Origin of the sequence: Blautia intestinihominis (assembly GCF_040096655.1) — a bacterium.
GTDB classification, from domain to species: Bacteria; Bacillota; Clostridia; order Lachnospirales; family Lachnospiraceae; genus Blautia_A; species Blautia_A intestinihominis.
Genome location: NZ_JBBMEI010000022.1, coordinates 14,715 through 39,887, shown reverse-complemented (window position 1 = coordinate 39,887; position 25,173 = coordinate 14,715). Strand labels below are relative to the sequence as shown.

The 25,173-nt window shown below is 42.6% G+C and carries 25 protein-coding genes; 1 reads left to right on the top strand and 24 read right to left on the bottom strand.

The window, feature by feature from the left end; all coding sequences use genetic code 11:
* Positions 1-49 precede the first annotated feature (49 nt).
* The 22 genes from WMO75_RS08570 to WMO75_RS08465 form a co-directional block, all read right to left on the bottom strand.
* Complete coding sequence (locus WMO75_RS08570) at positions 50-553, bottom strand: antirestriction protein ArdA (RefSeq protein WP_002323345.1); 504 nt, start codon at positions 551-553, stop codon at positions 50-52.
* A 17-nt stretch (positions 554-570) separates the two neighbouring features.
* Positions 571-1,074: an antirestriction protein ArdA gene (locus WMO75_RS08565; RefSeq protein ID WP_003062492.1), complete on the bottom strand. Its 504-nt coding sequence runs from the start codon at positions 1,072-1,074 to the stop codon at positions 571-573.
* Entirely contained in the window at positions 993-1,289 is a 297-nt protein-coding gene (locus WMO75_RS08560) for a hypothetical protein (protein WP_008687105.1), read from the bottom strand. Before WMO75_RS08560 ends, WMO75_RS08565 begins: the two co-directional genes overlap by 82 nt.
* Positions 1,290-1,379: 90 nt before the next feature.
* On the bottom strand, positions 1,380-1,799 hold the full coding sequence (locus WMO75_RS08555; RefSeq protein ID WP_003060053.1) for a nuclear transport factor 2 family protein: 420 nt from the start codon (positions 1,797-1,799) through the stop codon (positions 1,380-1,382).
* 67 nt (positions 1,800-1,866) lie between these two features.
* Positions 1,867-2,088, bottom strand: a complete 222-nt coding sequence (locus WMO75_RS08550) for a hypothetical protein (protein ID WP_003060793.1) — start codon at positions 2,086-2,088, stop codon at positions 1,867-1,869.
* A 1-nt stretch (position 2,089) separates the two neighbouring features.
* Complete coding sequence (locus tag WMO75_RS08545; protein WP_003061156.1) at positions 2,090-2,224, bottom strand: DUF3789 domain-containing protein; 135 nt, start codon at positions 2,222-2,224, stop codon at positions 2,090-2,092.
* A gap of 13 nt (positions 2,225-2,237) precedes the next feature.
* On the bottom strand, positions 2,238-3,434 hold the full coding sequence (mobT, locus tag WMO75_RS08540) for a MobT family relaxase (protein ID WP_003062030.1): 1,197 nt from the start codon (positions 3,432-3,434) through the stop codon (positions 2,238-2,240).
* Positions 3,435-3,617: 183 nt separating this feature from the next.
* Entirely contained in the window at positions 3,618-5,012 is a 1,395-nt protein-coding gene (locus WMO75_RS08535) for an FtsK/SpoIIIE domain-containing protein (RefSeq protein ID WP_003062524.1), read from the bottom strand.
* 208 nt (positions 5,013-5,220) lie between these two features.
* Positions 5,221-5,808: a helix-turn-helix domain-containing protein gene (locus WMO75_RS08530; RefSeq protein WP_003061262.1), complete on the bottom strand. Its 588-nt coding sequence runs from the start codon at positions 5,806-5,808 to the stop codon at positions 5,221-5,223.
* A 168-nt stretch (positions 5,809-5,976) separates the two neighbouring features.
* Entirely contained in the window at positions 5,977-6,360 is a 384-nt protein-coding gene (locus tag WMO75_RS08525) for a YdcP family protein (RefSeq protein WP_003062614.1), read from the bottom strand.
* Positions 6,361-6,375: 15 nt separating this feature from the next.
* Positions 6,376-6,702 carry a YdcP family protein gene (locus WMO75_RS08520; protein WP_003059926.1) on the bottom strand — a complete coding sequence of 109 codons (327 nt, stop codon included), beginning with the start codon at positions 6,700-6,702 and terminating at the stop codon, positions 6,376-6,378.
* A gap of 235 nt (positions 6,703-6,937) precedes the next feature.
* Positions 6,938-9,988, bottom strand: coding sequence for an SrtB-anchored collagen-binding adhesin (locus WMO75_RS08515; protein ID WP_003060618.1), 3,051 nt, complete (start codon positions 9,986-9,988; stop codon positions 6,938-6,940).
* Positions 9,989-10,275: 287 nt separating this feature from the next.
* Positions 10,276-11,448 carry a serine/threonine protein kinase gene (locus WMO75_RS08510; RefSeq protein WP_349077919.1) on the bottom strand — a complete coding sequence of 391 codons (1,173 nt, stop codon included), beginning with the start codon at positions 11,446-11,448 and terminating at the stop codon, positions 10,276-10,278.
* A gap of 11 nt (positions 11,449-11,459) precedes the next feature.
* Positions 11,460-13,160, bottom strand: coding sequence for a serine/threonine protein kinase (locus WMO75_RS08505; RefSeq protein ID WP_349077917.1), 1,701 nt, complete (start codon positions 13,158-13,160; stop codon positions 11,460-11,462).
* A gap of 3 nt (positions 13,161-13,163) precedes the next feature.
* Positions 13,164-15,344 carry a serine/threonine protein kinase gene (locus WMO75_RS08500; RefSeq protein WP_349077916.1) on the bottom strand — a complete coding sequence of 727 codons (2,181 nt, stop codon included), beginning with the start codon at positions 15,342-15,344 and terminating at the stop codon, positions 13,164-13,166.
* Positions 15,345-15,346: 2 nt separating this feature from the next.
* Entirely contained in the window at positions 15,347-16,027 is a 681-nt protein-coding gene (locus tag WMO75_RS08495; protein WP_022215447.1) for a hypothetical protein, read from the bottom strand.
* 79 nt (positions 16,028-16,106) lie between these two features.
* Positions 16,107-17,528 (bottom strand): hypothetical protein, encoded by a 1,422-nt coding sequence (locus tag WMO75_RS08490; protein WP_296055291.1) that lies wholly within the window; start codon positions 17,526-17,528, stop codon positions 16,107-16,109.
* Positions 17,529-17,633: 105 nt separating this feature from the next.
* The gene (gene rpmF / locus WMO75_RS08485) at positions 17,634-17,816 is read right to left on the bottom strand and encodes a 50S ribosomal protein L32 (RefSeq protein ID WP_005425421.1); all 183 of its coding nucleotides are present in this window, start codon (positions 17,814-17,816) and stop codon (positions 17,634-17,636) included.
* A 3-nt stretch (positions 17,817-17,819) separates the two neighbouring features.
* The gene (locus WMO75_RS08480; protein ID WP_022215449.1) at positions 17,820-18,347 is read right to left on the bottom strand and encodes a YceD family protein; all 528 of its coding nucleotides are present in this window, start codon (positions 18,345-18,347) and stop codon (positions 17,820-17,822) included.
* A 196-nt stretch (positions 18,348-18,543) separates the two neighbouring features.
* Positions 18,544-19,734: an acetate kinase gene (locus tag WMO75_RS08475; protein ID WP_303223538.1), complete on the bottom strand. Its 1,191-nt coding sequence runs from the start codon at positions 19,732-19,734 to the stop codon at positions 18,544-18,546.
* 53 nt (positions 19,735-19,787) lie between these two features.
* Entirely contained in the window at positions 19,788-20,795 is a 1,008-nt protein-coding gene (pta, locus tag WMO75_RS08470; protein WP_161286070.1) for a phosphate acetyltransferase, read from the bottom strand.
* 177 nt (positions 20,796-20,972) lie between these two features.
* Positions 20,973-21,890 (bottom strand): hypothetical protein, encoded by a 918-nt coding sequence (locus WMO75_RS08465; RefSeq protein WP_349077914.1) that lies wholly within the window; start codon positions 21,888-21,890, stop codon positions 20,973-20,975.
* A 158-nt stretch (positions 21,891-22,048) separates the two neighbouring features.
* Here WMO75_RS08465 and WMO75_RS08460 point away from each other — a divergent pair, with 158 nt between their 5' ends.
* Positions 22,049-23,356, top strand: coding sequence for a tRNA(Met) cytidine acetate ligase (locus tag WMO75_RS08460; protein ID WP_349077913.1), 1,308 nt, complete (start codon positions 22,049-22,051; stop codon positions 23,354-23,356).
* Between the two features lie 83 nt (positions 23,357-23,439).
* On the opposite strand, the gene WMO75_RS08455 is transcribed toward WMO75_RS08460, so the two are convergent.
* Together WMO75_RS08455 and WMO75_RS08450 are read right to left on the bottom strand one after the other, a co-directional pair.
* Positions 23,440-24,228: an ABC transporter ATP-binding protein gene (locus tag WMO75_RS08455; RefSeq protein WP_299317565.1), complete on the bottom strand. Its 789-nt coding sequence runs from the start codon at positions 24,226-24,228 to the stop codon at positions 23,440-23,442.
* Between the two features lie 2 nt (positions 24,229-24,230).
* On the bottom strand, positions 24,231-25,142 hold the full coding sequence (locus tag WMO75_RS08450) for an ABC transporter permease (RefSeq protein ID WP_118252424.1): 912 nt from the start codon (positions 25,140-25,142) through the stop codon (positions 24,231-24,233).
* Between the last annotated feature and the right edge of the window lie 31 nt (positions 25,143-25,173).

The window sequence follows — 25,173 nt, the reverse complement described above, 5'->3', positions numbered from 1 at the left end:
GAGAAATACGCTGTCAGTAGCAACAATGCTTGTCGCTGATCTTCCAGCGTTAATATGGTATCTCGCACATACCTCGGCTTGTTTCAATAAAGCAACCGCCCATATCCAAATCTCGCCCGTAGGCTTCATAGTCAATGTAATTCTGTAAGCTGGGTGGAATGTCCCCAAGTGCCTGCAATTCGTCTATGTAGTAGTAGGCAACATCTGTCATGGTTTCACAGTCGGGATAATAGTAAATATCGTCCTTATGTTCCACGACTTCTTCCAGCGTCCCATAGTGGCTGATAAATTCGTCCAGACACTCTACAATATAGTCGGGAAGTTCCTCTATCATTTCATACATCTCATTGAGTTCTTCAATGGAAACATACTCGCCAATCGCAATGGGAAAGTTGTCGGTATCATGGATAGCGTATTCCTCATACTGTTCATTCAAGCCGATTTTTTCTTTCACATCTTCCTCGTCAATGGGGAACGTGAACCAAGCACCGACTAAATAGCCCTCATTGTATTTGCCAAGATTAGCAATATAAACCGCCATATCATCAATCATAAGCACCACCTCATTTCCTACTCTGGCAGTTCAAAGATACCGTGTTCTGTTACTAAAAATTTCCCGTGTTCCTGCAAGTGAGAAGCGTAGGCTTCAAAGTCAAAGTAGTATTCTTGACAGTCCTCGGATAAATGCTTGAACATCGGGTCGTTCATCAGCTTTTGCCTTGCAACATCTATCATGCTTTTACAGTCGGGATAAACAATAATCACGTTCCTGCAAATATAAAGTGCTTCTAAATTTTCAAACACCGTAAGTAGTGATACATATTCTTCCTGCATATCACTTGAAAGCTGGCGGTACATAAAATCTAATTCGTTGAGCTGGTACACGCTGGTGTGTTCGTGGACTTCATCAGCATAAGGCAACACCTTTTCGATAATACGATAATCCCCACTTTCTGCACCGATACCTAACTTTTCTTCAAACTCGGCAACATCTATCGGCAGGTCGAACCAGTATGATATTGTTTCTTCGCCAGTTGTTCCTCTCGTTTCCACCAGCACCCTTGTTTCCTGCATTGTTCCTCACGTCCTTTCTGTTGCTTCATCACATCTTTTAAGCTCTGGTACGACATACCAAACACATACTTTGAAAAATCTTCTAACTGTTTTATATCATAATTCGTAAGCGGTAATCGCTTCATTTCATGCCACACTTTACGCTTGTAAGAGGGCAGGTTAGAAATATAATCACAGCCGACGTTTGCCTGCATATCCTTAAAAATATCGCTCATTTCATCACTCCAATCTGATTTTAGGTAAGAAAAAAGCAGTCAATCCTAAGACTAACTGCTTTATGTATATGGATATAATTTGATTAAGTTTTAAAACCAGTTTGTTTTTTCATCTCTAAATTGAGGGTTATCGCTGTGTTGATATGGATTATAGTTATTCAGATTGCAACCATATTCTTTTAATGATTTGATTTTGTTATCTTCTGTCCATTCAATTAAGGAAATACCGTCAAATTCTTCAACGCTTCCCGTATTCATTTCATTTTTAAAATACCATTCTACGACAGTTTGATTTTCTTTATGAAAGAACTGTTTAATATCCCAAATAATGACTTTACCACGAGTATTCCATTCATTAAACCAATGTTTTACTGTTTTAAGATTTTCATATTTAGGACACCAGCTTTCCGTATAAACAACATCTTCTGTAAAAATTTTATCTATTCCTAAGTCTTGCTGTTTCAACCACATATCAAACCATAAACGAATAATTTTTTCTCTCTCATTCAAAATAGAACACCTCGATTACTTCTTTTTTCACATTATAGCACCCATACATCAGCCCCACAATAAAATTTTATGCACCGATAATCTTATTGAACAGCTCTAACAGTACATCTTTCACACCGCCAGCATTGAATACCAAGCCGACAGCAATCAAGGCAACTACCAAGAAACCGATAAGTTTTGAAAACTCACGCTTGAACCCTAAGTAGATACCGATAACCACAATCGACATAAGCACTAAGCTCTGTGCGTTGCTTAAAAACCATTGATACAAATTTTGCCCGAAATTCATGTTATTTGTCCTCGCTTTCTTTTAATTTCTTCATTTCATAGTCAGCTCCTTTGCCAACACTTAAAATACACATCAAGGCTACGCCGATACCCGTTCCAACAGATACCAGCAGGAAGTCTTTCAATAATTCCCACATTTTTTCATCACTCCTAACTTTCTACTAAATCTTTTGCAGGGGTCGTCTGCTGTTTGATTATCATTTCATGCTTTTCTGTGAGCTTTGCCTGCTGTTCGATAGTTTTCATGTAGTCTGTTCCGTTTCCCTTATCAATCCTTTTCAGCATTTTCAAGGTCGGTGCTACCTGCCGTTGTACCCACCGCAATGTACGGTCTAAGGTGTAAGGCTCTGGCTTTGTCGTCAGCTTCAAGCTCTGTCTGTTATCGCCGATAAACCACGCCCAGCGGTCATTGAGTTTCCAGTCATTTTTTCGCTTGTCTGCTTCTTCATCAACAAACCGCACATACTGGTTGATGATAGAAAAGGCAGTCTGCTCTGCGTCATAATAGGTCAGCAAATCTCGTACTGCATAATAGGCACGTTCATTTCTAAGCCGTATCTCAAAACGGTTGATAATGTCGGCTTCTTCCAGCGGTGTCCCTAACTTGACGTACTGCTCATAGTCCTTTTCATAGATACAGAAATACACATCTGATTTTAGCGAACCAAGATAAAGGGTGCGTCCCATATATTCTCTGTCGTCCTCTCTATGCTTGATAAGCTCGCCCGACTGATAAAACTTATAACTTCTGGACTTTCCGATATATTCCCGTTTCCTGCATTTTTCCGCAAGCTCTGGAATATCCAAAATACCCGTATGGTCGTTGATAGCAAGGTCGATACGCTTCATCACGCCACCGTCTATGAGTGCGTCCATGAGAAAGTCATACCAACTTCTTTGTTGTGCCAGCAGGTAACTTTCAAACTGTCGGCAACCACGCCCCTTTAACTCTAAAAGGACACCTTTTTCTTCGTCAGCCGACGTATAGATAAAGATGTCCCCTAAAGAATAATGCTCCGTATAACTGTAATGTCCGTAATCTTCATGGAGCATATAATTGATATTCAGTTTTAATATATCTTTGATGATGTGCTGTATATCCAGCGTGGGAAAACGAATTTTCACATAATCAAACAGCATGGTAAGCGGTACTTCTGGATTGAACCTTGCCAGTTCCTTATGCAGAGTTTCCAGAAGTTCCTTTGACGGCTTCATTTTTCCACTTTCTATCTTGTTGAAATATTCCCTTGTGATACCAGAAGCCACCGCCAGCCTGCCTTGTGAGATACCGTAAGCAATCCGTTTCTCCCGTAATTCTTTTATCCGTTGTTCTTCATTCAGAACCATACCCCCAATCTGTAAAGTGTGAAGTTTTTTAAGGCGACTTCACAGCCGATTTTTGCTAGAAAACCATGCCAGAAGCCTTATGTTTCCTATGTTTTTTGTCTATTGTCTATTTGCAAACGTACCCCTCTGTTAGATACCGAGGGGTTTTACCTGCTGGCGTGGCTGACGCCACACCAGCAACGGCTAGTCCGTGCCGTCGCCTTTCGCTTCGCACGTCGCCGTCCCGTCCTGCCTTGCTTGTGCAAGAGAGCTGATAGTCTGTAAAAAATCATGTCCTTTTGGGACTAAAGGCGTGTAAAACTCACTTATGACGCTTGTTCCCACATCACAATAGCCACGCCCCTTGATACGCTTCTGGAAAAACTGCTTTTTCACATCTGAACCAAACAGCATACCGTAACCTAATTCGCTGATACGCCCAAGTCCCACACGGAAATTGAAGTTATCTCTGATACCATCTGAAAAATACTTTGCGTCTGGACGCTGGCAGGCAACAATAAGGAAATAACCTGCTTGTCGCCCTAACATAACGATTTTCTTTAACTGGCTAAGTAAGCTCACGCTTTCTTTTGTCCCCAACATTTCAAAAAACGCTACATATTCATCAAAGATAAGAAAGCAGGGTGGAAGTCCCAGATAGGCGTAGTTTTCGCCCGTCTTATAGTTCGGGTGTTGCTTCATTTCCTCACTTCGCCGTACCATGCCCTCATAAAAGGCATTGACGCAATCAATCATTTCTTCTTTGGTGTGATAGACATTAGGCATGACTGTTCCCAAGTCTGCAAGGTCGCTGTTCTTTGGGTCTAAGATATAAAGGACAGCGTTGGTATGCAGTAAGGCTTCAATGAGCGTCAGCAGAAAATAAGTTTTACCGCCACCAGTCCCACCAGCAATCAAAGCGTGAGGGAGTGCGTCATATTCCCACACAAGATTTTTCATCAGCCTAAGACAGCCGTTTTCTGCCCATACTTCATCAATGGTAATGCGGTTTGCTATCATGTCATAAAGCAGGGTGTATTCAATATAGCCGTCATGTAAGGTCTTGTCGGTCAGCTCGCAATACAAGCCACTTTCCAATTTATCCTCTAACCGTAAAAGCTGGTCTTGATATTTTCCTAACGTGATTTCACAGCGGATATGGAGCAATCCCTTTTCCATTTGATAATAAATCTTTGGAAACCAGACGATTTTTTCCCTTGATCTGCTTTGCAGGTCAGTAAAAAAACCGCTGTCTTGTACGGTATCGGCTTCATACCACTTATTTTCCAGTATCATTCGTGCCAGCTTTTGACGGTGCAATAGCTTCTTGAAACTGTCGTAACAGAAGCGGTAATACAGAAAAGCGACCAATGCACAAACACCAGTCGCTATCAGCACAGTTATGAAGTTGTAAGGGGAAAGCGTCAAGCCGTTTTCTAACAAGCTGAAATGTTCCCAGTCGGTACGCATGAGCTGTTTGATGTTCAGTAGCAGAAGAACCGCCATGAATACAAACAGAAGCGTCCCTATGGAAAAGTGGTAGACAAGGTGCTTGTCGCTGGCTCTGATACGGTGTCCTTTGTTCCAAATCATACGCATAAATCAATCCTTTCTAGGTATGAAAAAAGCAGTCAATCCTAAGACTAACTGCTTAATCAACAATAAAGTGTAAATTTTATTGTTTCTTTTCTTCTTTTTTATCTTTTTTATTTTTTCTATCCCACCAAGTACCTGCTAATGAACAACTTCCGCCCATAACTATAAAGCCAATCATAATAAGCCAAAATTCCATGATTTCTCCTCCCTTTTAATTTGTTAAATGCTGGCAAATAAAAATTACAACAAAACATATAATAAGTGCGATTACACCTGCAATGAATGCAAATATGATTTTTTGATAATTTCTTTTTCCTATTTCTTGTTGTGTTTCATCATGCGTTAATTGCTTTCCGTCAATAAATGCCAAAATTTCTTTATAGGTTTGAATGTCATGGCTCTTTTTGAATTTTTCAATCTTACTTGCCGTATAGAGCGTTATTGCAAACAAGCATAACCAAATAATAATTCCTATATTTCCCTTAATACTAAATAAAGGATAGGCACTTATGGCTACGACTATCAATTCAATTAGGAAAACTACACTTATCACATTAAACTTTTTAATAGTTGCTTTTTCTACAATCTCCCTCATCTCCTTTATATCTTCTTTTATAAAATTATCTAAAGACACATTGAAGATATTAGATAAAGTAATTAAACTTTTAACATCTGGACAACTTTTATTTGTTTCCCAGTTAGAAATTGTTTGTCTTGAAACAAATATTTTAAGAGCCAGTTCTTCTTGAGAAATTTTTTGTTGTTCCCTAAATTTTTTGATTTGTAATCCAATATCCATCTTGAATCTTCTCCTTTATTGTATATGAATATAGCTATTTTGTCTGTCAAAAGCCTTTGACATTGCCATTTTCCCTTGTCAAAATAGTTTTACATGGCTTAAAACAGAACTTTTCAACTAATTATATCGGTTCTATATATAAGTTACAAGAAAAATATGGGCTCACATTTATTTTTTCATCTGTCCTTGCGGTACATGGTTCTGTGGATTGCCTGCGTTCTGATTGCCTTTATTCTTCAACACAATATCCTCTGCCTTTACATACCAGTCCACATCTGCACCCGTATAGGTTTTTCGTGATACCGTATCGGCTACTGGATTGACAAGCTCCACAACTGCATTGTACGGAAATTCCCTTACTGGTACTTCTGGCGGTACAGACACGGGGATAATTCCACCATGCAGACTGCACTTCAAATCATAGATACGCTTTTTAAGCTGGGTACTCGGTGTCCCGTCCTCATTCTGCAAGAATACATCACGCACTGCTGTAAATTTTAATTCTCCAAATGTTTTCTCTTTGTCAATAACAAAACCGTTTGATAATCTCATAATATTTTCACTCCTTTACTTTTCTTCAACTGCTACAATATCATCAGCAAGTAACACATAATCGGTATGTCCCATATCCCCAATTGCGTAACCTCTGCCGTATAATTTCGGATTGACAAGTTTTACTTTCTGTTCATACTTGAAATGCTTTTCGCCAGCCTGCACGGGAATTTCCACGACAACATTTTCGCCTTTCTGCACATCAGAATAAAGGTTGTAGCTTCGTCTGGCTAAGACCCTGCGGTTATTTTTATCTCTTTCAAAGATAGGCTCGCTTTCGCCTGCAAATTCAAGTGTTCCAAAAGACTGTGCCATATCTGGCACGACATATTTCATTTCCATATTGTTTTACCTCGTTTCTTTCTATATTTGATAAGTTTTTGATAGTGATTTCTTATTCTGGCGGTTAGGGAAGTACCAGCAAGTCCCCAGATAGTAAAGGGTAAAATAAATGCTTACGCACCCTTGACTATCCGTGTTCTTGCAGGTAAGTAGCAGACAAGCCAGAATAAGCGGAAGTCTGCCGACACGGTATCGGCGGAGAACGTGATTTTTCTTTTCTCATATCGTTACCGCCTTATGATTTCTTCATTTTACGGCGTTTGCAGAAGAAGATACCTGCCAGTCCAGCACCAGAAGTTAGTAATAATGCAAGCAGTCCGTAAAGGTTCGTGTTATCGCCCGTTTTTGGACTGTCTGTTTTATGCGGTGTATCTGGTGTCTGTGGTGTTTTGGGTTTCTCTGGTTCTTCTGGGACTTCGGGTTTTTCCTTAAAGGTAATCGTCTGTCCCTCGTTGTCAATGTCTTTATGCTCGGTAACTTTCTTCGGCTCGTCTGGATTGCTTAAATCGTACAATTCTTCAAAAGTTACAAGCTGTTTGCCGTCAAGAGAAGTAGCGTCAAAGGTAAAGGCAACTTCCGCTTTCATAGTTTCGCTGTCTGCGGTAAAGGTGTAATCACTTTCCACACGTTTTCCATTGATAAGAAGCTCTGCATTTTCTTCTTTCAACATCTGCCAGCCTACAAGTTTGTACTGTGTGCCGACTTCTAAGCCCTCTAAGGTTATGGTATCAATGATTGTTACCTCTTTTCCAGCTTCAAGCTCTTTGTTGCCGTCCTTATCGGTAGCAGTCGTATGAATTTTGATGATACGCTCTGTGATAAGTACCGTCTGTCCGTCGTCCTCAATGTCTTTATGTTCCGCAACTTTTACGGGTTCTTCTGGATTGCTCAAATCGTATAATTCCTCGAATGTTACCAGATTTTTACCGCCAAGCTCGGACGCATTGAATGTATAAGTAATTTCCACTTTCATAGCTTCATCATCAGCGATAAAGGTATAGTCATTTTCTACACGCTTTCCATTGATAAGAAGCTCGGTGTTTTCTTCCTTTAACATCTGCCAGCCTTTGAGCTGATATTTTGTGCCTTTTGTAAGTCCGTCTAATTTGACGGTATCAACGATTGTTACCTCTTTTCCTGCAAGGATTGTCTTTTCGCCGTCCTTACTGGTCGCTGTGGTATGGATAGAGATTTCTTTTTCGTATTCATCAGTCAAAGTACCTAAATCAATCACAAGGTTATTTCTTGATACCACGATTTCAAAAGGTGGGATAAGCTCAAAGCCTTTGTTACTATCGCAACGCATTTCTTCAATGATGTAGGTATCATAAGGCAACGCCCCTTTGCTGTCGTCTGGTTTAGAAGTTCCAAACCATACACCGTCCTCGCTGGTCTTTCCTGCGTTGGTATTATGCTTATGAGAAGCCCAGTCAGAAGAAGTGGAGAATTGCCCGTTATCATCAGTTACCACAACATGACTTTCGCCCGTTGTCTTGCTTGTGATCCTAAAGGGAACATCAGCAAGACGCTTGTGTGTGCCTGCTCCGATTTTTACGCCCTCAATATCTCCACGCTTAATCTGATTGTAGATAGAATGGGCTTCGTCGGTTAAATCAACGATTTTTCCATTCTCTGTGATTGCAAAATCAATCGGTTTTGCACCGTCTGTCAAATATCCGTTTGGAGCTTCACTCTCAACGATACGGAATTTTCCATAAGGTAAAAGGTCAGCAGACGTAGAAGCGACACCCTCAATGTCTGTATGGATTGTCTTTACCACTTCATTTTTCTTGTATAGCTTGCCCTCAACCAGTACCGCATTATCATTTAAGGAAATGATGTCAAAGGCAGTATCTTTCAAAGTGGCACTTCCTTGTGGTTTTGTATCGCCCGTTTCTAAATCTCGTTTCTGAATTTTCACACCGCCACGGATAACCTTGTCTGATACAGAAAACTGGTTACTTCCAGTCAATACGGCAAGGTCGCCGTCCTCGGTAATCTGTGTTACATATAAGCCCTTAATCTGTTCGGACTTATCGCCAGCCTGCATATATGCACCGTCCAGCAAGTAACCGTTTGGAGCTTTTGTTTCTTCTACGGTTAGTGTTCCAAGTGGAAGAACGGCTTTGCCGTCCTGCATATAGAAACTGTCGCCAGATACCTTGTATGCGTCCGCTAATTTTGTAACATAGTGGATTGTACCGTCGCTGTCTGTTTCGGCGATTGTCTTTGTAACCCATGTTCTTGTAGCTTCGGCAGGGAGATTGTCTTTATTGTAGAAGCCAGTATAATACTTCCATGTAAATTCCGCACCTGCTAAAGAAGCGTTCCCCTGCGGATTGTCTTTCTGTGTTTCCATATCAATCTTGAAGAGTTCAATCAAAGTGTCTGTTACCTTTGGTGTATCTGATACGTTCAAGGTCGCTGTCTTTCCAGCTTCAACCTTTAAGGAATATATATTTGTATCAACCTTATATCCTGCTGGTGCGGATAATTCCTTGATATAGACTGTGTCAGCCGTTACCTCTACGACATCTGTATTTCCGTTTTCATCAGTCGTAAGGGTGGCAAGCTGTTTCGTGCAGTCCTTATCAGCAAAGACACCGTATGTCGCACCAGCGATAGAGTAATTCCCGTTACCGTCTGTAATGCTGGTATTACTGGAAGTCTTTTGAAGTTTCGCATTTCCAACATTGAGTTTCGCCCAGAATTGTCCCAATTCCTGCCCCTCGCCAGAGTAGATATAACCGCCACATTCATAGCGTCCTTTATTCTCTTTGACAAAGGCTTTTGCACCAGCGAAAACTTCGTCCTGCGTTGCCTTTGGAATTTCATCATAAGAAGCTCGCACGTTATCGCATTGCCAGCCAAGATGTACGCTTAATCTCTGCCAGACAACAAGCTGTCTTAAAAGGTAGGCGTGGTTTTTGCTTATTCCGTTGTGGCTGTCTGTGTACTGTTTTACATATTCGATAGATAAGGCAACGTCGCTTATCTGGTCGGCACTCATACGGGTGCTTGCGTCAGCTCTGGTCTTGTAGCCATTCTTAAAGTCTGTGTTAATGTCGATACAGTAAGCGTCCTCGCCCTCAACGGTCAAATGTCCCTCATTAAAGGTAGAACCAATCGAACCGTCATTCATTACTTTTTCAACGATACCGACACGCTCTTTTGACTCCGTCCAGTATTGCTTACTTTCTGCATGAACGGGTGTAGTCGGCAAAGCAGTAACGACAGTTGCAAGAGCTAAGAAGCCCGTACACAATCGTTTTAACATCTTTTTCATAAATCTAATGCTCCTTTCATTTTTGGTAATAAAATAACCGTCCATAATGAACGGCTGAAAATAGAAAAGGAACGTCATTTTAGGCGTTCCATAGTCTATGAGTTATTCAATTTTTCTTGTTTCAATACTGATGTGCTGTACCATATCTTTGCATATCTAGGAAAACTTGCGTATCAAGGCTCATTCAATGGTAGTAAATAAGTAGTAAATTGATGTGTTTGTTTCCTTGAAAATGCTGATAGATACTGTGTTTTAGCGGATAATCAGATTTTTATTGTGTTTTTGGGTTAAAAATTTTCCTGTGTCAGGTATGCATCCAGATCCTTATCTGTTCTTGAAAAACGAACTCTGTTACATGGATACCCATATTCGCTGACTGTTTTTTTTGAAAGTTCATAAATAATGCTTTTCCCATCCTCTGTTTCCTTCGAAGAAACTGCATTTGTCCGAATCAATTCCAGGAATTTCTGTGCTTCTTCTGCCCTTCTGTCAAAATTTCCTGCGTAATGCACTTCCTGTTCTTTCTCCCTCAGGCTGTTCCCCGCCATCAGAACACCTGTCATGCACGCTCCCAGAATCATTGCTGTACGGATTCTGAATTTCTGATTTTTATTCTTTTCCTTTTGATTTGTGGACCATTCCGGTTTCTTTTCCTCCAGAAGTGCTTCTTTCAGTTCTTTTATAGAAGCATAACGGTCATGACCATCCAGTGCCATTCCTCTGAGCAGTGCCTTTTCCTGTTCCGGTGTGATCTCTGCCCCATACATAGATGGTGGATACAGGGTATCCTTTTCTTTGCGGAGCAGAGAGTCTTCCGGAATCGCTCCTGTGATCATCTCATAAAGCACCGCACAGAGACTGTAAACATCCGTCCATGCTTTCTGTTTCCCATGTGCCTGATATTGTTCCGGTGGAGCATACCCGCTTTTAAAGAGAACCGTCTTTGTCCGGTCATCCTCTGTAATTTCCCGTGCAGAACCAAAATCTATAATACAGAGACTGCCATTTTCCCGAAGCATCAGGTTATCCGGTGTCAGGTCTCTGTGCAGGATATGTTTCTTATGCATCTGTTCCAGTCCATCCATAACCGGAAGGAGCAGATTCCGCGCTTTTTCAAAAGACAACGGTTCATCCTGGCATTCCAGATAATATCTCAGACTTGTCACCCTCAGGTATTCCATCACAATATACGCATTTCCCTGTTCCTCAAAATAATTTAAAACCTTTACGATTTCTTTTACAGAATGCAGAGAAGCCATCACTCTCGCCTCACGAAGAAAATTTCGGATTTCTTTTTCCCTTGTTTCTCCAGGCGGAGGACACAATTCTTTTATTACAACTTTTTGCTCATTTTCCTGGTCGACTGCAAGCCAGGTAATTCCAAAACCACCTTTTCCAAGTGTTTTTTCCAGACAATATCGATTATTTCCTACATATCTTTTTTGTGTTGTTTTTCCCATATCTTTTTCCATCAGTGAAGAAGTCCTGCATCAGAAGCAGCTATTTTGACATAATATTGTACCACTTTATTCTCTGCATCAATCTGACTAAAAAAATTGATCCAGCCGTGAGGTGCCGCCTGAATAATGATACTGTCTTCTGATTCATTCAGCTGTTCCCGAATATCTCCAATCTCATCTGTCGTCAGATATCCCTCCGGACAGCAGACCGGAAACAATGCTTTCACAAAACTTTCCAGCCGCCTGGGATCAGTCATGCTTCCATACAGGCTGATCACTCTTTTGTCTGTCGGATCATAGACGATTTTGTATGTTTCTGTTTCTTTCTCGGGAAACTGCACACGATATGTCTCTTCTGCACTGGAAGTATTCTTAAGCATTTCATAAGATCCGTCCACACTGCGGCTGACAAAACCTGTGCAGTCTTTGTCTGTTTTTATCTGAATATCTTCTTTGTAAAATCCCATCTCCAGAAACAGTGCTTTTCTGATCGACTCTTTGTCAAGATACATTTTCCGTCCGAAGTTATCCGGCACATTCCATTTAAGCAGCTGCGCTTCCGTAAGTTCGCAGGAAATACTGCCTGCTTCCAGTTTCTCTCCGGCTTCCGGTGCATACTCTGTAAGCTGTTCCAGAATCTTGCTGTAATTCTGGCTGAGACTGGAAACCAGCCTGTCATCCTCTCTGGCAACGCCTGCCTTTCTGGCATTATCGGCCTTTCTTTTGAAATACTGTACCGGATAATGATTCTGGAACCACAGATCACCACCATAAAACAAAGCTCCCGCCAGAACAATTCCCATCGTTCCCAGCGCAATTCTCCTTACCATACGCCGGCTTCGCTTCTGGCCTTCACGATGATATCCGATTCCCTGCCCACTGATCTGAATCCATTTCTGCCCCCAGAAATGACGGGTACTTCCTGCAAGGGCTTCCAGCTCTTCGGCCGCGGTTCCAAATCCATGAAGAAGAAGTTCTATACTGAAATATCTCTGTTGTATTTCCAGCCGCAGACCATGCATAACTGCCAGCTCCGCCTGTCGGTTTATTTTAATGTATGTAGAAAGAGGTCTCAGTTCATCTTTCTGGAGGCGTTGTGCTGCCGATGGGATTTTCTCCCCACTCAATGTTTCATAAAGAACCGCGCAGAGTCCGTAAACATCCGTCCATGGTCCAATCCGCTCTGTGTCCGTGTACTGCTCCGGTGCACTGTATCCATCTTTCAGAAATTTTTTCTCGCAGGAAATCCCACTTCCACGGCAGGCTCCAAGATCAATCAGCTTCAGATTCCCCGTTTCATCAAACATCAGGTTATCCGGGCTTAAATCACAATGAACCAGCCCTTCGCTGTGCAGAAAAGCCAGCCCCTCCATCACCTGTTTAAATAAATCCAGGATTTTTTCAGGAGATTTTTCGCTGCGGATCGTGCTCATCTGTTCTTTCAGAGTCCCACCCGGCAGATATTCCATGACCAGAAAATTCATTCCGGCTTTTTCAAAATAATCATAAATCTTTACGATCCCGGGAATGCGTTCTTCCCGCAGAAAAGGACTGTTTTCATATGAAAAGATTTCTGTCTCACTTCCTGCCTTCCAGACTTTTATCGCAGCTTCCCGGTGGTTCTTTTCATCCAGAGCATGGTAAATCACTCCGAAAGCTCCCTGCCCGATCTGTTCCCGGATAAGATAACCGCTTTTTACCATTTCTTCCATAGGTCAGTCCTCTCCCTTTTGCTGCCATCGGCTTGCCGCATATGGAAAACTTTCGTCATCCAGAAGTCCGTGTGGTGCAAGAATAAGCCGCGGTACCCGATCATCATCTGTAAGGATCATCCAGCTGAGATCACCACAATTCTCCTGTGCCAGCGAGGAAGCTTCCAGTTCTGATGCATTCTGTTTCAGTTCTTTCGCAAGCTTTTCTTCTGATTTCCTGTTGTCATCAGAAAGTGCCCCGATCAGTTCGGCTCCAAGTCCATAATTCCACTCTCTCGCAGAATCAACAGAACCCAGACAGATCTGGACAATTCGTTCTGAAAGAAAATCATACTGAAGAAAAATTCTCTCTCCCTCTGTTGTTTCAATCCGCACCTCCCGCACAAATTCCGCTTTCAGCGCACCAATTCCGGCATCTGTCACCTGGAAAATATCTTTTTCGGATTTTATCTCAAAACTGCAGCCGGATTTTTCCAGCGCCCGCATAAAATCCGTTCTGGTCTTTTTCAGAAGTGGCACATTAGATGGCTGGTTCCAGTTCCGCACCGCTTCCTCTTTCAGTTTATAAATAATCGTATCTGATATCATTTCTGTCTTTACTGCATGTTTTTTTACAAAATCCATGAATTCCCTGTATTCTTTGGAATCTCTTGCATAGCTTCCCGCTGCTTCCTTTTCATCCTGCGGTTCTCTGGCACAGGCAGTAAGGCTTAAATGATACCATTCCTGCTCTTTTTCTGTTTCCCCATAACTTTTCTTCTTCCACAATGTCATCTGAAATTTTCCATGTGCATCAAAGCGGTAAAAGCCATCCTGGGTTCTGTCAAAAGTTCTCTCAATTTCTTCCTCTGTCAGATAAGTTTCCGGAATGATCTGCGAAAAAATCTCCTGAAAAAACAGCTCCATTTCTTCTTTCGAAAGAACAACTTCACAGGAATTTACCCTTCTGTCTTCTTTGTCACTGAAAATTTCTATCTGCTCTTTTCCTGCTTTTTCCGGCGATGCATAAGTACAGCTTTCCTGATAGGGCATCTCCGAATAAGAATTGCGGCTTTTTTCTTCCAGCGAAATTCCAAGTGTCTGTTCCATTAATTTCTTAAGATGAATGTCTCCAATTGCAAATCCATCTGTTTCCTTTCCGGATATCCTGTGATATTTTGTGCGGTCTTTCTGAATCTGCCATTCCAGGATCTGCCGTTCATGTGTATGGGTATACCAGAAACCCACACACCCTGCGACAGCAATACTCACCAGAAAAATCCCCGTTATGTTCAGAATATTTCTCCATTGTTTCCTGGTCAGAAATGCGTGTTCTTCGTCCAGATATGCTTCTTTCTGATACTTTTCTGTCAGGTTCAGCCAGGATTCGCCCCACACAGACTGAATTGCTCCAAGATAGACTGCCAGAGGTTCATTCTGCATTCCAAGCTGTTCTGCCAGTGCATAGAATCCGAAACAGCCGCCTCCAATCCCATAATTCAATTCGCGCAGAAGCGTCTCATCTACCCTGCTGCTGACGGTAGTCCAGATACTGACTGATCTGATTTTCTTTTTGTTCCAGAGACATCCTGCCTGCAATGGAGACTTGCCGGTAAGACATTCGTACAGGATTTCTGACACGGCTCTTACATCCGTCCACGGACCATTTGCCTCTGACTCTCTGTTTCTCAGAAAACAGTCACCGATCCCCGTCAGACATAATCTGTCATTCTCATCAAAAATCAGACGGCTCATCCTGATGCCACCGTGAACCATACCGTTGCTGTGCATCCAGGAAACTGTATCCAACACAGGAAAAAGCAGTGTCCATGCTTCCTCTATTGTGATCTGGCCCTTTTTTTCAGCATTCAGGTACTCTCTGAGATTTTTCCCCGGCAGATATTCTATTGCCATATAAGCATGTTCCTCGTCGCGGAAAACATCTGTCACTTCTGCAATTCCCTGATACTCATAAACTCCGAAGAATTTTCCTGCTTCCTCTATAAAGTTCCCGGTATCTGTTTCCGCCATATCAGGATTCTCAGGAACAAATTCTTTGATCGTGATCTCCTGATCCAATACCGTATCATATGCACGGTAAATCCGGCTGTGTTCTCCTTTTTTGAGAAGATCACCAATCAGATAACGGTCTTTCAGCAGATGATATAACTCCAGTTTCTGTTCTTCTGTAACGCTTTCTTTCATTTTCACGGTCCCCAGGAGTAGGCTGCGTGATAGCGGAAATATGCATTATAGTAGCTCTGGTATCTGCTCTTTGATACGGATCTTCCGTCAATCCAGTAATTTACTTTGATCCTGCCATTTGACTGACGCTGTCCGACATAATCAGACATGGTAAGATTGATATAAAGTGTACGTCCTTTGATCTTAAAAATATTTCTGGAAACACTTCTTCCTGTGATAAGGGTCTTTACGATAAATGTCTTCTCTCTTTTATTGTAAAGAAGCTTCTGAGGTCCAAAATAGGAAGTACGCATGGTTGCAACCGGCTGTACCTGTCCTCTGTAAATTGTCCAGACCAGCATTACTCTTGCGCGTTCACTGTAGAAAAATGCTTCCGGAATATTGTCGCCATTTACATCACGGAAAATGTAGCGGAGGTTATTATCACAATGCACTGTTTTCATGGAAACATTCTTTCCGCAGTCATTATATTTCCAGCCGGAACGGCTTCTTAAATCGTAGTTGATATTCAGGCGTGTGCCTCTTCTTCCCCAGTAGCTTAATTTGTTGTTGTACATTCGAACTGCTTTCTGATAACTGATTCCGGCTGCCTGTACCGGTGTTGCTGTGATTCCTGCACTCAAAAACAGTCCCGCCATAATTCCTAAGATTGTTCTGATAAAAAATGTTCTGATCTTTTTCATTCTCTTTCCTCTCCTTTGCTTTATTTCCTGTGTTCTTTATATGATTACAGTATATAAGACCATTTGGAAAATTTGTTTTTTACACAAGATAATCCAGCAATTCTTTCTGATGACAGTAAGAATCACGGTATACTTTGTAGAGATAGAAATTCTTTCCCTGGATCACCTGCTTCTCCACCTCTTCTTCCAGAACATCCAGCGGTTCTGTAGAGCGGAGAAAACGGATCACAAACCGGTCAAACTCCTGGTCTGGTTTCAGAACAGAAAATCCACAATTCATCAGAATACGGTTGAGACGGTTCATTGTGATCTTGTTCTCATCGTCCAGCGGAACTCTGACCTTGACAAACAAAAGGAAGCTGATCAGAGTCGCCCTGTTGATATCTCTTCCGCCTGTAATAAATTCCCGGAAGAAATCCTCTCCGGAACGACCTCTCTGATAAGCTTTTTTGCGTTCTCCTTCGTTTCTGCCTCCGACAAAATCTTTTGCCTCTTCTTTCTTTCGCTGTTCTTCTTCCATCTGGAAAAGTTTCTGTGAAGCAGTTTTCCATTCCTCAGAAGACGGGTTCTGGCTGCAAAGTCCCAGTGAATGTGCAACGCGGATCTTCATGTTCTGTGGCCACTGATCAAAGTTTCCATAAAGTTCAAAAAGAATTTCCATCCAGTCGACCGATACATAGCCAAAATAAAAATAATTGAATTCATCAAAAATGCCTCCCGGTGTCAGGGCAGTGTTTTCGAGATATTCCTTTTTTTCCTCCAGAGACATGTTGTTTTTCTGTTTATCCGCGTCCTTTTTTAATTTTGTCAGCGGTTTCAAAAAGGCAAGTTCTTCCAGAGCAAATTTCTCTTCTCTGCCGCGTTCTCCCTTCTCAAGCATGTTTCCATACTGATTGCGGAGTTTTTCTTCCCGGATACAGCTTTCATAGTATCGGTCACAGCGATCCTGTATGTAAAAATAAAGATATTTACAGAAATAATATCTTGCACGCTCTCTTACAGAAGAAAATTTCTCTATATTTTCCTGCACAAAAGACCAGAATTCTTCCGCTGAATCGCTCTGTATGATTTTTTCTTCCAGTGATCTCGTCAGAAGCATTGTCTCCAGTTCTTCAGAGACAGACTCTGCCTCCATATATTCCTCAAGTTCTTTTAATGTAATCTTTCCACCCCTGAAAAAACGCTTCTGTGCTCCGTCCGATTCCTCAAAAATCTTCCTTCCCTCGGTAAAAAGTTCTTTCCATTCTTCATATCCCATCTGTCGTTCAAATGCATAGATCAGACACGCTTCATAAAAACTTCTCGCATAGAGTTTCTCACATCCACTTTCTTCCAGCTTCTGGTTCACCTGGTCAAGATCCCATCTGGATGCAAATCCCTCTGCCAGAATCTCCAGTCTTGTTGGAACAGATTTCAGCTTCTTCTCCTCTGTTTTAGAGAGTTCCTCTGTATCTATAGAAAAGTTCATAACAAGGTTTTCAAAAATGCTGCTCTTTTTCATGATTCTCCTCCATTTCCCGTGATAAATAAAATTATACCTTTTTATTCCTTTTCAGACAACAAAAAAAAGCAGAACCCGCAAGGATCCTGCTTCTTATTGTTGTGATTAGTCTTCTACTTTCACGATTTCTTTCTTGTTGTAGCTTCCGCACTCTTTACAAACTCTGTGAGGCATCATCAGGGCGCCGCATTTGCTGCATTTTACCAGGTTCGGAGCACTCATTTTCCAGTTAGCACGTCTTTTGTCACGTCTAGCTTTGGATGATTTGTTCTTTGGACATATGGACATAGGTTACACCTCCTTAAATTTACTAAATATATCACTGATGGCGGCCATACGTGGATCCTTCGGTTCCTCTGCACATCCGCAGGGTCCCTGGTTCAGATTCTTCCCGCACTGGCTACAGATTCCTTTGCAGTTCTCCCTGCAGAGAACCTTCAAAGGCCAGTTCATCAGTACCTCAAGATAGACCAACCGGTCCACATCCAGGTCTATTCCCGTGAGATAGTCATTCTCATCCAGATCTTCTACTCTGTCTTCATCAGATTGTTTCATATCCAGTTTGCGCTCAATGCTGTATGAAATCTCAACGGAAACCTGTTCAAGACAGCGGTCACACGGAATACCGACTGTGACACTTCCGTTACCGGTTAATTCCAGTACCTTATTGCCGGTATTGGCAATGGTAAGTTTCACCGGAGTCTTATCCAGGATCGGATATTCTCCCAACTGAAATGAAATTGTATCTAGTTCAAGCTCAGGAGTGATCTGAATGACCTTTCCTTCACTATCAATAATCTCTGATAAATGAATCTGCATAATTATCTCCTACTCACACCTTATCAATTATACATAGATGACCTTGGTTTGTCAATCTGATTTTTAAATTATTTTGTATTTTTCTGCCAGAAAATCTGACAGGGTATACTGTATTTAGCATAGATAAAGAGAAGGAATCTGCCGATACGGTAAATTCCCTCTCTTATTTCTTATATTTGAGTCATGAACCCTGGCATTACTTAACCAGTGCTACTGTATCTCTGCAGATTGCAAGTTCTTCGTTGGTAGGAATAACTGCAACTTTGACTTTGGAGTTTGGTGTGGAAATAACGATTTCTTCTCCAAATGTGTTGTTTGCAGTGTCATCGATCTCAACTCCGAGGTATCCAAGGTAATTACATACATCTTTACGAAGTGCTCCTACGTTCTCGCCGATACCAGCTGTAAATACGATCGCATCTACACCGTTCATAGCTGCTACATAGCCGCCAACGAATTTAGCGATACCATAGCAGAGTACATCGTATGCATTCTTAGCGTCTTCGTTTCCTGCTTCGATCGCTGCTCTGATGTCACGCATGTCACTGCCGACTCCTGACATACCCTGAAGACCAGATTTCTTGTTGAGAACGTTCATAACACCTGCAAGGTCAAGGTTCTCTTTCTTTGCGATGAACTCAACGATTGCCGGGTCGATGTTACCGGAACGTGTTCCCATAACAACGCCTTCAAGTGGTGTAAGTCCCATTGTAGTATCTACGCATTTGCCGTTCTGAACAGCACTGATGGAAGATCCGTTTCCAAGGTGGCAGACGATAACTTTGGAGTTGTCTTTGTCAAGGCCGAGGAATTCTACAGCACGTTTGGATACGAAGCTGTGGGAGGTTCCGTGGAAACCATATCTTCTTACTTTGTATTTCTTGTAGTATTCGATCGGAAGTCCGTACAGATATGCTTTTGCAGGCATTGTCTGATGGAAAGCTGTATCAAATACGCCAACCTGCGGTACGCCTGGCATAAGCTCGGAGCAGACACGGATACCGATCAGGTTTGCCGGGTTGTGAAGTGGTGCAAGGTCGTTGCACTCTTCTACTGTTGCGATCATCTCGTCTGTGATCACTGCTGAGGAAGCGAATTTCTCGCCGCCGTGTACGATACGATGTCCGATCGCATCTACTTCTTTAAGACTCTTGATTGCACCTGTCTTGTCGTTTGTCAGTGCATCCAGTACGAACTGGATTGCTTCTTTGTGTGTAGGCATTGCACACTCTGTGATCTCTTTGTCAGATCCGGCTTTCTGATAAACCAGTCTTCCGTCGATTCCGATTCTTTCGCAAAGACCCTTTGCCAGAACATCCTCTGTATCAGAGTTGATGAGCTGATATTTCAGAGAGGAACTTCCGCAGTTAATTACCAATACATTCATTTTAAATTCTCCTGTTCAATATGTTTCAATATGTAATATTTGTTGTGGAAAAATTATTTGTCTTCAGCCTGGCACTGTACAGCTGTGATAGCAACAACACCAACGATATCATCTGCAGAGCATCCTCTGGACAGGTCGTTAACCGGTTTTGCGATACCCTGTGTAACAGGTCCGTATGCTTCTGCTTTACCAAGACGCTGAGCAAGTTTGTATCCGATGTTTCCTGCATCAAGGTCAGGGAATACAAGAACGTTTGCCTTACCTGCAACTTCGCTTCCCGGAGCTTTGGATGCACCAACGCTTGGTACGATTGCAGCGTCAAGCTGGAATTCTCCGTCCAGTTTGAGTTCCGGATGCTCTTCTTTTGCAATTCTTGTAGCTTCTACCATCTTGTCTACGTCAGGATGTTTTGCACTTCCCTTTGTGGAATGTGAAAGCATTGCAACGATCGGCTCTTCTTCAACAAGAAGCTGGAAGGATTCTGCAGAAGAAGCTGCGATTGCAGAAAGCTCTTCCGGAGTCGGGTTCTGGTTCAGACCAGAGTCAGCAAATACAAATGCTCCGTTTGCACCGTATTCGCAGTCCGGAACTACGATCAGGAAGAATGCAGATACAAGCTTTGTTCCCGGTTTTGTCTTCAGGATCTGTAAGCATGGACGAAGTGTGTCTGCTGTAGAGTGGCATGCACCGGATACCATACCGTCTGCATCACCCATTTTTACCATCATTACACCATAGTATGGGTACTGAGTATGGAGGATTTCTTTTGCTTTCTCAGGTGTCATACCCTTCTTAGCTCTCAGCTCTACAAATTTGTCAATGTATGCCTGAGTTCTGTCAGATGTCTCCGGGTCAACGATAGTTGCTCCTGAGATATCAAATCCGCCTTCAGCAGCTTTCTTATTGATTTCTTCTTCGTTTCCGATGAGAACGATCTTTGCAACTCCCTCTTTCAGAATCTTATCAGTTGCCTCCAGAGTTCTCATGTCCTCTGTCTCTGGCAGTACGATAGTTTTGATGCTTTTTTTGGCTCTTTCTTTGAGTAAATCAACAAATCCCATGATTAAATGGCTCCTTTCGTTATTTCGGTCTTATGACCATGTGAGAATCCTGAATATGACCTCACAGCTAGTTTCATTATACCCCCAGTTCTGGCTCTTTTCAAGTGGTTGACAGGGAGATTCTTCCAAGTAAAGGTATTTTTTGAAGTGCAATTTGGGGAAAAATCACGAACTTTTTCAGTCCTTAAAGAAAAATCTGTAGATCCTCGCATATTTTTTCTTGTTTACATCTATTCTCCACATAAAGACTGTCATCGCAAGAATCACTGCCGCCAGCCCTGAGATATAAAACAGATTTGTTTTTCCGCTGGAATAATAAGAAATAAACACATTTCCATCTTCATCTTCCAGATATCGCACCGTATAATACATCTCCTTTTTTTCTCCTGCCAGCTCTGTTTCCAGTTTGAACTTTTTGCCTGCCAGAAGTTCTTCCTGAAATAATTCTTTGTTCAACAGAACATCTTCATAAGCAGCTATATAGATTTCTTTTCCATCCATATAAAAATTTATGTCTTCAGCGTATTGCTCGAGTGGCTCCACATGAATCTGTCCATAAAATTCTGTTTCTTCTCTCGGCGGAAGTATACTGGCGATCCCCATACATGCCATGCACATACCCCAAACGGCAAGCACGACAAGAATGACTGTATGCCTGGATCTTTCCCAAAGTTCCGGCATTCTTTGTCCACAATGATATTTTGTATATTTTCTCTCTGCAACCTTGACGAAACGTTCTTTTCCCTCGGTCGCATCATCAAGCACGATCCTGCCGTTTTTAAAGTAGAGGATGACCTCCTCAAAATTGTTCTGAAAACAGAACCCTTCCAGATCCTGATAATAAAATTTTTTTGTTTTTCTCCGAAAATCTCTGACCATGATTTCTTCATCATCATACGTAATGCAGAAATTTCCGGCATTCAGAATTCCATACAATCCGTATATACCGATCAAAATACCAACGGCGGCCATCGATATTTCTGCCCAGGATAAGTTTTTGACGATCAACACACCTGCTGCGAGAATTCCAATGCATAAAAGAGGAATACAGATCTGCAACTGTATGCGGGCCTTTTTCAGAGTTCTTTTTTTCATGTCTGTCTCCTTTCTGCGATTTATCTGTATAAACAAATTATATCATTTGGTGACATTGCCTACAATACACTTCATGATATCAGCTTGCCGCGTCTTTTTGCGTATGCTACAATAGGAAAAACCAGATAACTTTTGCCGTGGGCAGAGAGGATTTTATTATGAAAGTAACCGGGATCATTGCGGAGTACAATCCGTTTCATAAAGGACATAAATACCAGATAGATTACTGCAAAAAAAAGCTGAATTCAGATTATGTGATTGTCGCCATGAGCGGAGATTATGTACAAAGAGGCACTCCTGCGCTTCTTCCGAAGCATGTACGGGCTGAGATGGCACTTCGATGTGGCGCGGATCTCGTACTTGAGATGCCGGTGTCTGTAAGTACCGCCAGTGCGGAAGCCTTTGCCATGGGCGGCGTGTCCATGCTGGACGGACTGCATGTTGTGGACAGCCTCTGTTTCGGAAGTGAGTACGGAGAAGTTTCCGCTCTTATGGAACTGGCAGAAATTCTCGTAGAAGAACCAGAAGAATACCGGCAATTACTGAAGGAATTTCTGAGTAACGGACTGTCTTTTCCTTCTGCCAGATGCCAGGCACTGACAGAATATTTCAAAAATCCCCATAATTTTACAGGAGATGATTTTGATGGTGTTCTTACTCCGCTCCTGAATCAGATCGTACAGATCCTGAATTCGCCCAACAACATTCTCGGGATCGAATACTGCAAGGCACTTCTCCGCCTTAAGAGCAATATAAAACCGGTCACCCTGAAACGTCAGGGAATGGGCTATCATGAAACACTTGCAGAGACTGACGGTTCCGACAGATTCTCCTGTACGGATGGCAACACCTTTGCCTCAGCTTCTGCGATCCGCGAATTACTGAAAGCCACACTCACACCAGAAACAATTTCCCGGATTGCCTCACAGGTTCCGGATGAGATTTCATTACTCCTTGCCTCTTCTCTGCAAAGGAATGGATTCCTGACAGAAGATGCCCTGGATCCGCTTCTATCCTATTGTATATTAAAAGAAAATGCAGACAGCTTTTGCAGTTACCTGGATGTCTCCAGGGATCTCGCAGAACGAATCATGAACCGCTCGAATGAACTCAATGGTTTTCTTCAGGCTGCCTCCTTCCTGAAGACAAAAGAACTTACCCAGAGCAGGATCCAGCGGGCACTGCTCCATATCATCCTCGGAATCCGGGAAGTGCCCGCCACCGTTCCTTACGCACGCGTACTTGGTTTTCGCCGGGAAAGCAGCACATTACTGAAGGAGATCAAGGACAGCAGCTCGATTCCACTCATCACCAAGCTTGCTGACGCAAACAGCCTTCTCGATGAATCCGGAAGATCGCTTCTATATGAAACCGTCTTCTCATCCAACCTCTACGAAAAGCTGCTCTGCCGGAAAAATGGCAGAAACTTCGTTCACGAATACCAGAAACAGCTTGTCATCCTGTAAATACTGACATAAAAAAAGACCATCACTGACTTTTGAATCCTGCAAGCATACAGATTTCCTTTATCAGTGATGGTTTTTATTTTTCACTCTGACAGAAGAATACGGTCATTATCAAGAGCCTTGCCTGCTCCTGTCTTGAATTTCTCAAGAAGTGCATCCACAGTCATATTCTTCTTCTCTTCCTCGCCGATGTCCAGCACAATATTACCGGAGTCCATCATCAGGATCCTGTTTCCGAGATCGATCGCAGACTGCATATTGTGAGTGATCATCAGACAGGTGAGCTGATGTTCCTCCACAATACGTTTTGTCAGGTTCAGGACCTTCTCGGCAGTCCCCGGATCAAGCGCTGCTGTATGTTCATCCAGAAGCAGAAGCTTCGGTGGATTCATGGTCGCCATCAGAAGAGTAAGTGCCTGCCGCTGTCCACCGGAAAGAAGTCCTACCGGATGGCTCATACGTTTTTCCAGACCAATATCAAGTTTCTTTAATTCTTCACGAAATCTTTCTTTTTCCTGGCGGGTCGTGTGAGAAAGCCAACCGCCTTTTCCCGCTGCAAGGGCAAGGTTTTCCTCAATCGTCATACCAGGTGCTGTTCCACGCATCGGATCCTGATAAAGACGGCCGATTTCTTTTGCACGCACATGCTGTGGCATAAAAGTAATATCCCTGCCATCCAGTTCGATCACACCTGTATCTGTCATAAAGTCACCACAGATTGCATTAAAAAGAGTGGATTTTCCCGCTCCGTTGGAACCGATGATCGTTGCAAAATCACCTTTTTTTAATTCAAGTGAAAGATCTGTGATCGCTTTTTTCTCATTGACGGTTCCCGGATTAAATGTTTTTGAGATATGGCTGATTTTTAACATGATCATCTGCCTCCTTTTTTGTGTGTTAGTCTGCGGCGGATCTGCGGCCACTGTTTCTTAAGATATGGGCCGGAGATCGCAAGGACAACGATGACAGATGATACGAGTTTCAGCATGAACGCCGGCATGTTGAAACGAAGCGCGATCGTATAGACCAGACGGAAAATAAAGGAACCAAGGACCATTCCTACGGCTCTTACAAAGATTCCGCCGCGGCCGAGGATCGTGCCTCCGATCAGCAGGGATGCCAGTGCGATCGTGACCATTCCCTGTCCGATGTTGATATCTACAGATTTCTGTGACTGGGACAGAAGGCATCCGGAAAGTGCGGTAAAGGAGTTGGCTACACACAGTCCGATGATCGTTGTAAATACCGGGTTGATCGAGGAAGATTTGACCATATCAGAGTTATTTCCGGTTGCACGGATCGCAAGACCAAGTCTTGTCTTCAGGAAAAATACCAGAAATACGATGACAAGGATCACCGCGATCGCAGCAATGAGGATATCCTCTCTTCCCTTCAATGGTGTACCTGCAAGCGCATCTTTCATCATGGTAAATACGGTCGTAGTCCTGTTCATATTGATGAGGGAAGAACCTCCCATCACCGCAATGTTCACAGAATAAAGCGCTGTATTTACGATGATTCCTGCGAGCAGGCTGTCAACGCCAAGCTTCGTCTGCAGGATCGCAGTCACAAATCCGGAACCCACACCGGCGAGCATGGCCGCCAGAATAGACAGGAACGGATGACCGCTGACTGCCACGACAGCACCTACGGCTGCTCCAAAAGTAAAGCAGCCGTCAGTGGAAAGATCGCAGACATTCAGCATAGAATAGCTAAGAAACAGAGCAAGGACGGTCAGTGAACAGATCAGTCCGAGCTTCAGGGCAGTCTCTCCGAGGGAGAGCATTGTTGCAATCGTCACGATGAATTCCTCCAGT

Bases quoted from the DNA above. Each gene is read 5' to 3' on its own strand.
- WMO75_RS08570 (WP_002323345.1), bottom strand. From the start codon at position 553: ATGATTGATGATATGGCGGTTTATATTGCTAATCTTGGCAAATACAAT.
- WMO75_RS08565 (WP_003062492.1), bottom strand. From the start codon at position 1,074: ATGCAGGAAACAAGGGTGCTGGTGGAAACGAGAGGAACAACTGGCGAA.
- WMO75_RS08560 (WP_008687105.1), bottom strand. From the start codon at position 1,289: ATGAGCGATATTTTTAAGGATATGCAGGCAAACGTCGGCTGTGATTAT.
- WMO75_RS08550 (WP_003060793.1), bottom strand. From the start codon at position 2,088: ATGAATTTCGGGCAAAATTTGTATCAATGGTTTTTAAGCAACGCACAG.
- WMO75_RS08545 (WP_003061156.1), bottom strand. From the start codon at position 2,224: ATGTGGGAATTATTGAAAGACTTCCTGCTGGTATCTGTTGGAACGGGT.
- mobT (WP_003062030.1), bottom strand. From the start codon at position 3,434: ATGGTTCTGAATGAAGAACAACGGATAAAAGAATTACGGGAGAAACGG.
- WMO75_RS08535 (WP_003062524.1), bottom strand. From the start codon at position 5,012: ATGCGTATGATTTGGAACAAAGGACACCGTATCAGAGCCAGCGACAAG.
- WMO75_RS08530 (WP_003061262.1), bottom strand. From the start codon at position 5,808: ATGGATATTGGATTACAAATCAAAAAATTTAGGGAACAACAAAAAATT.
- WMO75_RS08525 (WP_003062614.1), bottom strand. From the start codon at position 6,360: ATGAGATTATCAAACGGTTTTGTTATTGACAAAGAGAAAACATTTGGA.
- WMO75_RS08520 (WP_003059926.1), bottom strand. From the start codon at position 6,702: ATGGAAATGAAATATGTCGTGCCAGATATGGCACAGTCTTTTGGAACA.
- WMO75_RS08515 (WP_003060618.1), bottom strand. From the start codon at position 9,988: ATGAAAAAGATGTTAAAACGATTGTGTACGGGCTTCTTAGCTCTTGCA.
- WMO75_RS08510 (WP_349077919.1), bottom strand. From the start codon at position 11,448: ATGGGAAAAACAACACAAAAAAGATATGTAGGAAATAATCGATATTGT.
- WMO75_RS08505 (WP_349077917.1), bottom strand. From the start codon at position 13,160: ATGGAAGAAATGGTAAAAAGCGGTTATCTTATCCGGGAACAGATCGGG.
- WMO75_RS08500 (WP_349077916.1), bottom strand. From the start codon at position 15,344: ATGAAAGAAAGCGTTACAGAAGAACAGAAACTGGAGTTATATCATCTG.
- WMO75_RS08495 (WP_022215447.1), bottom strand. From the start codon at position 16,027: ATGAAAAAGATCAGAACATTTTTTATCAGAACAATCTTAGGAATTATG.
- WMO75_RS08490 (WP_296055291.1), bottom strand. From the start codon at position 17,528: ATGAAAAAGAGCAGCATTTTTGAAAACCTTGTTATGAACTTTTCTATA.
- rpmF (WP_005425421.1), bottom strand. From the start codon at position 17,816: ATGTCCATATGTCCAAAGAACAAATCATCCAAAGCTAGACGTGACAAA.
- WMO75_RS08480 (WP_022215449.1), bottom strand. From the start codon at position 18,347: ATGCAGATTCATTTATCAGAGATTATTGATAGTGAAGGAAAGGTCATT.
- WMO75_RS08475 (WP_303223538.1), bottom strand. From the start codon at position 19,734: ATGAATGTATTGGTAATTAACTGCGGAAGTTCCTCTCTGAAATATCAG.
- pta (WP_161286070.1), bottom strand. From the start codon at position 20,795: ATGGGATTTGTTGATTTACTCAAAGAAAGAGCCAAAAAAAGCATCAAA.
- WMO75_RS08465 (WP_349077914.1), bottom strand. From the start codon at position 21,890: ATGAAAAAAAGAACTCTGAAAAAGGCCCGCATACAGTTGCAGATCTGT.
- WMO75_RS08460 (WP_349077913.1), top strand. From the start codon at position 22,049: ATGAAAGTAACCGGGATCATTGCGGAGTACAATCCGTTTCATAAAGGA.
- WMO75_RS08455 (WP_299317565.1), bottom strand. From the start codon at position 24,228: ATGTTAAAAATCAGCCATATCTCAAAAACATTTAATCCGGGAACCGTC.
- WMO75_RS08450 (WP_118252424.1), bottom strand. From the start codon at position 25,142: ATGCTCTCCCTCGGAGAGACTGCCCTGAAGCTCGGACTGATCTGTTCA.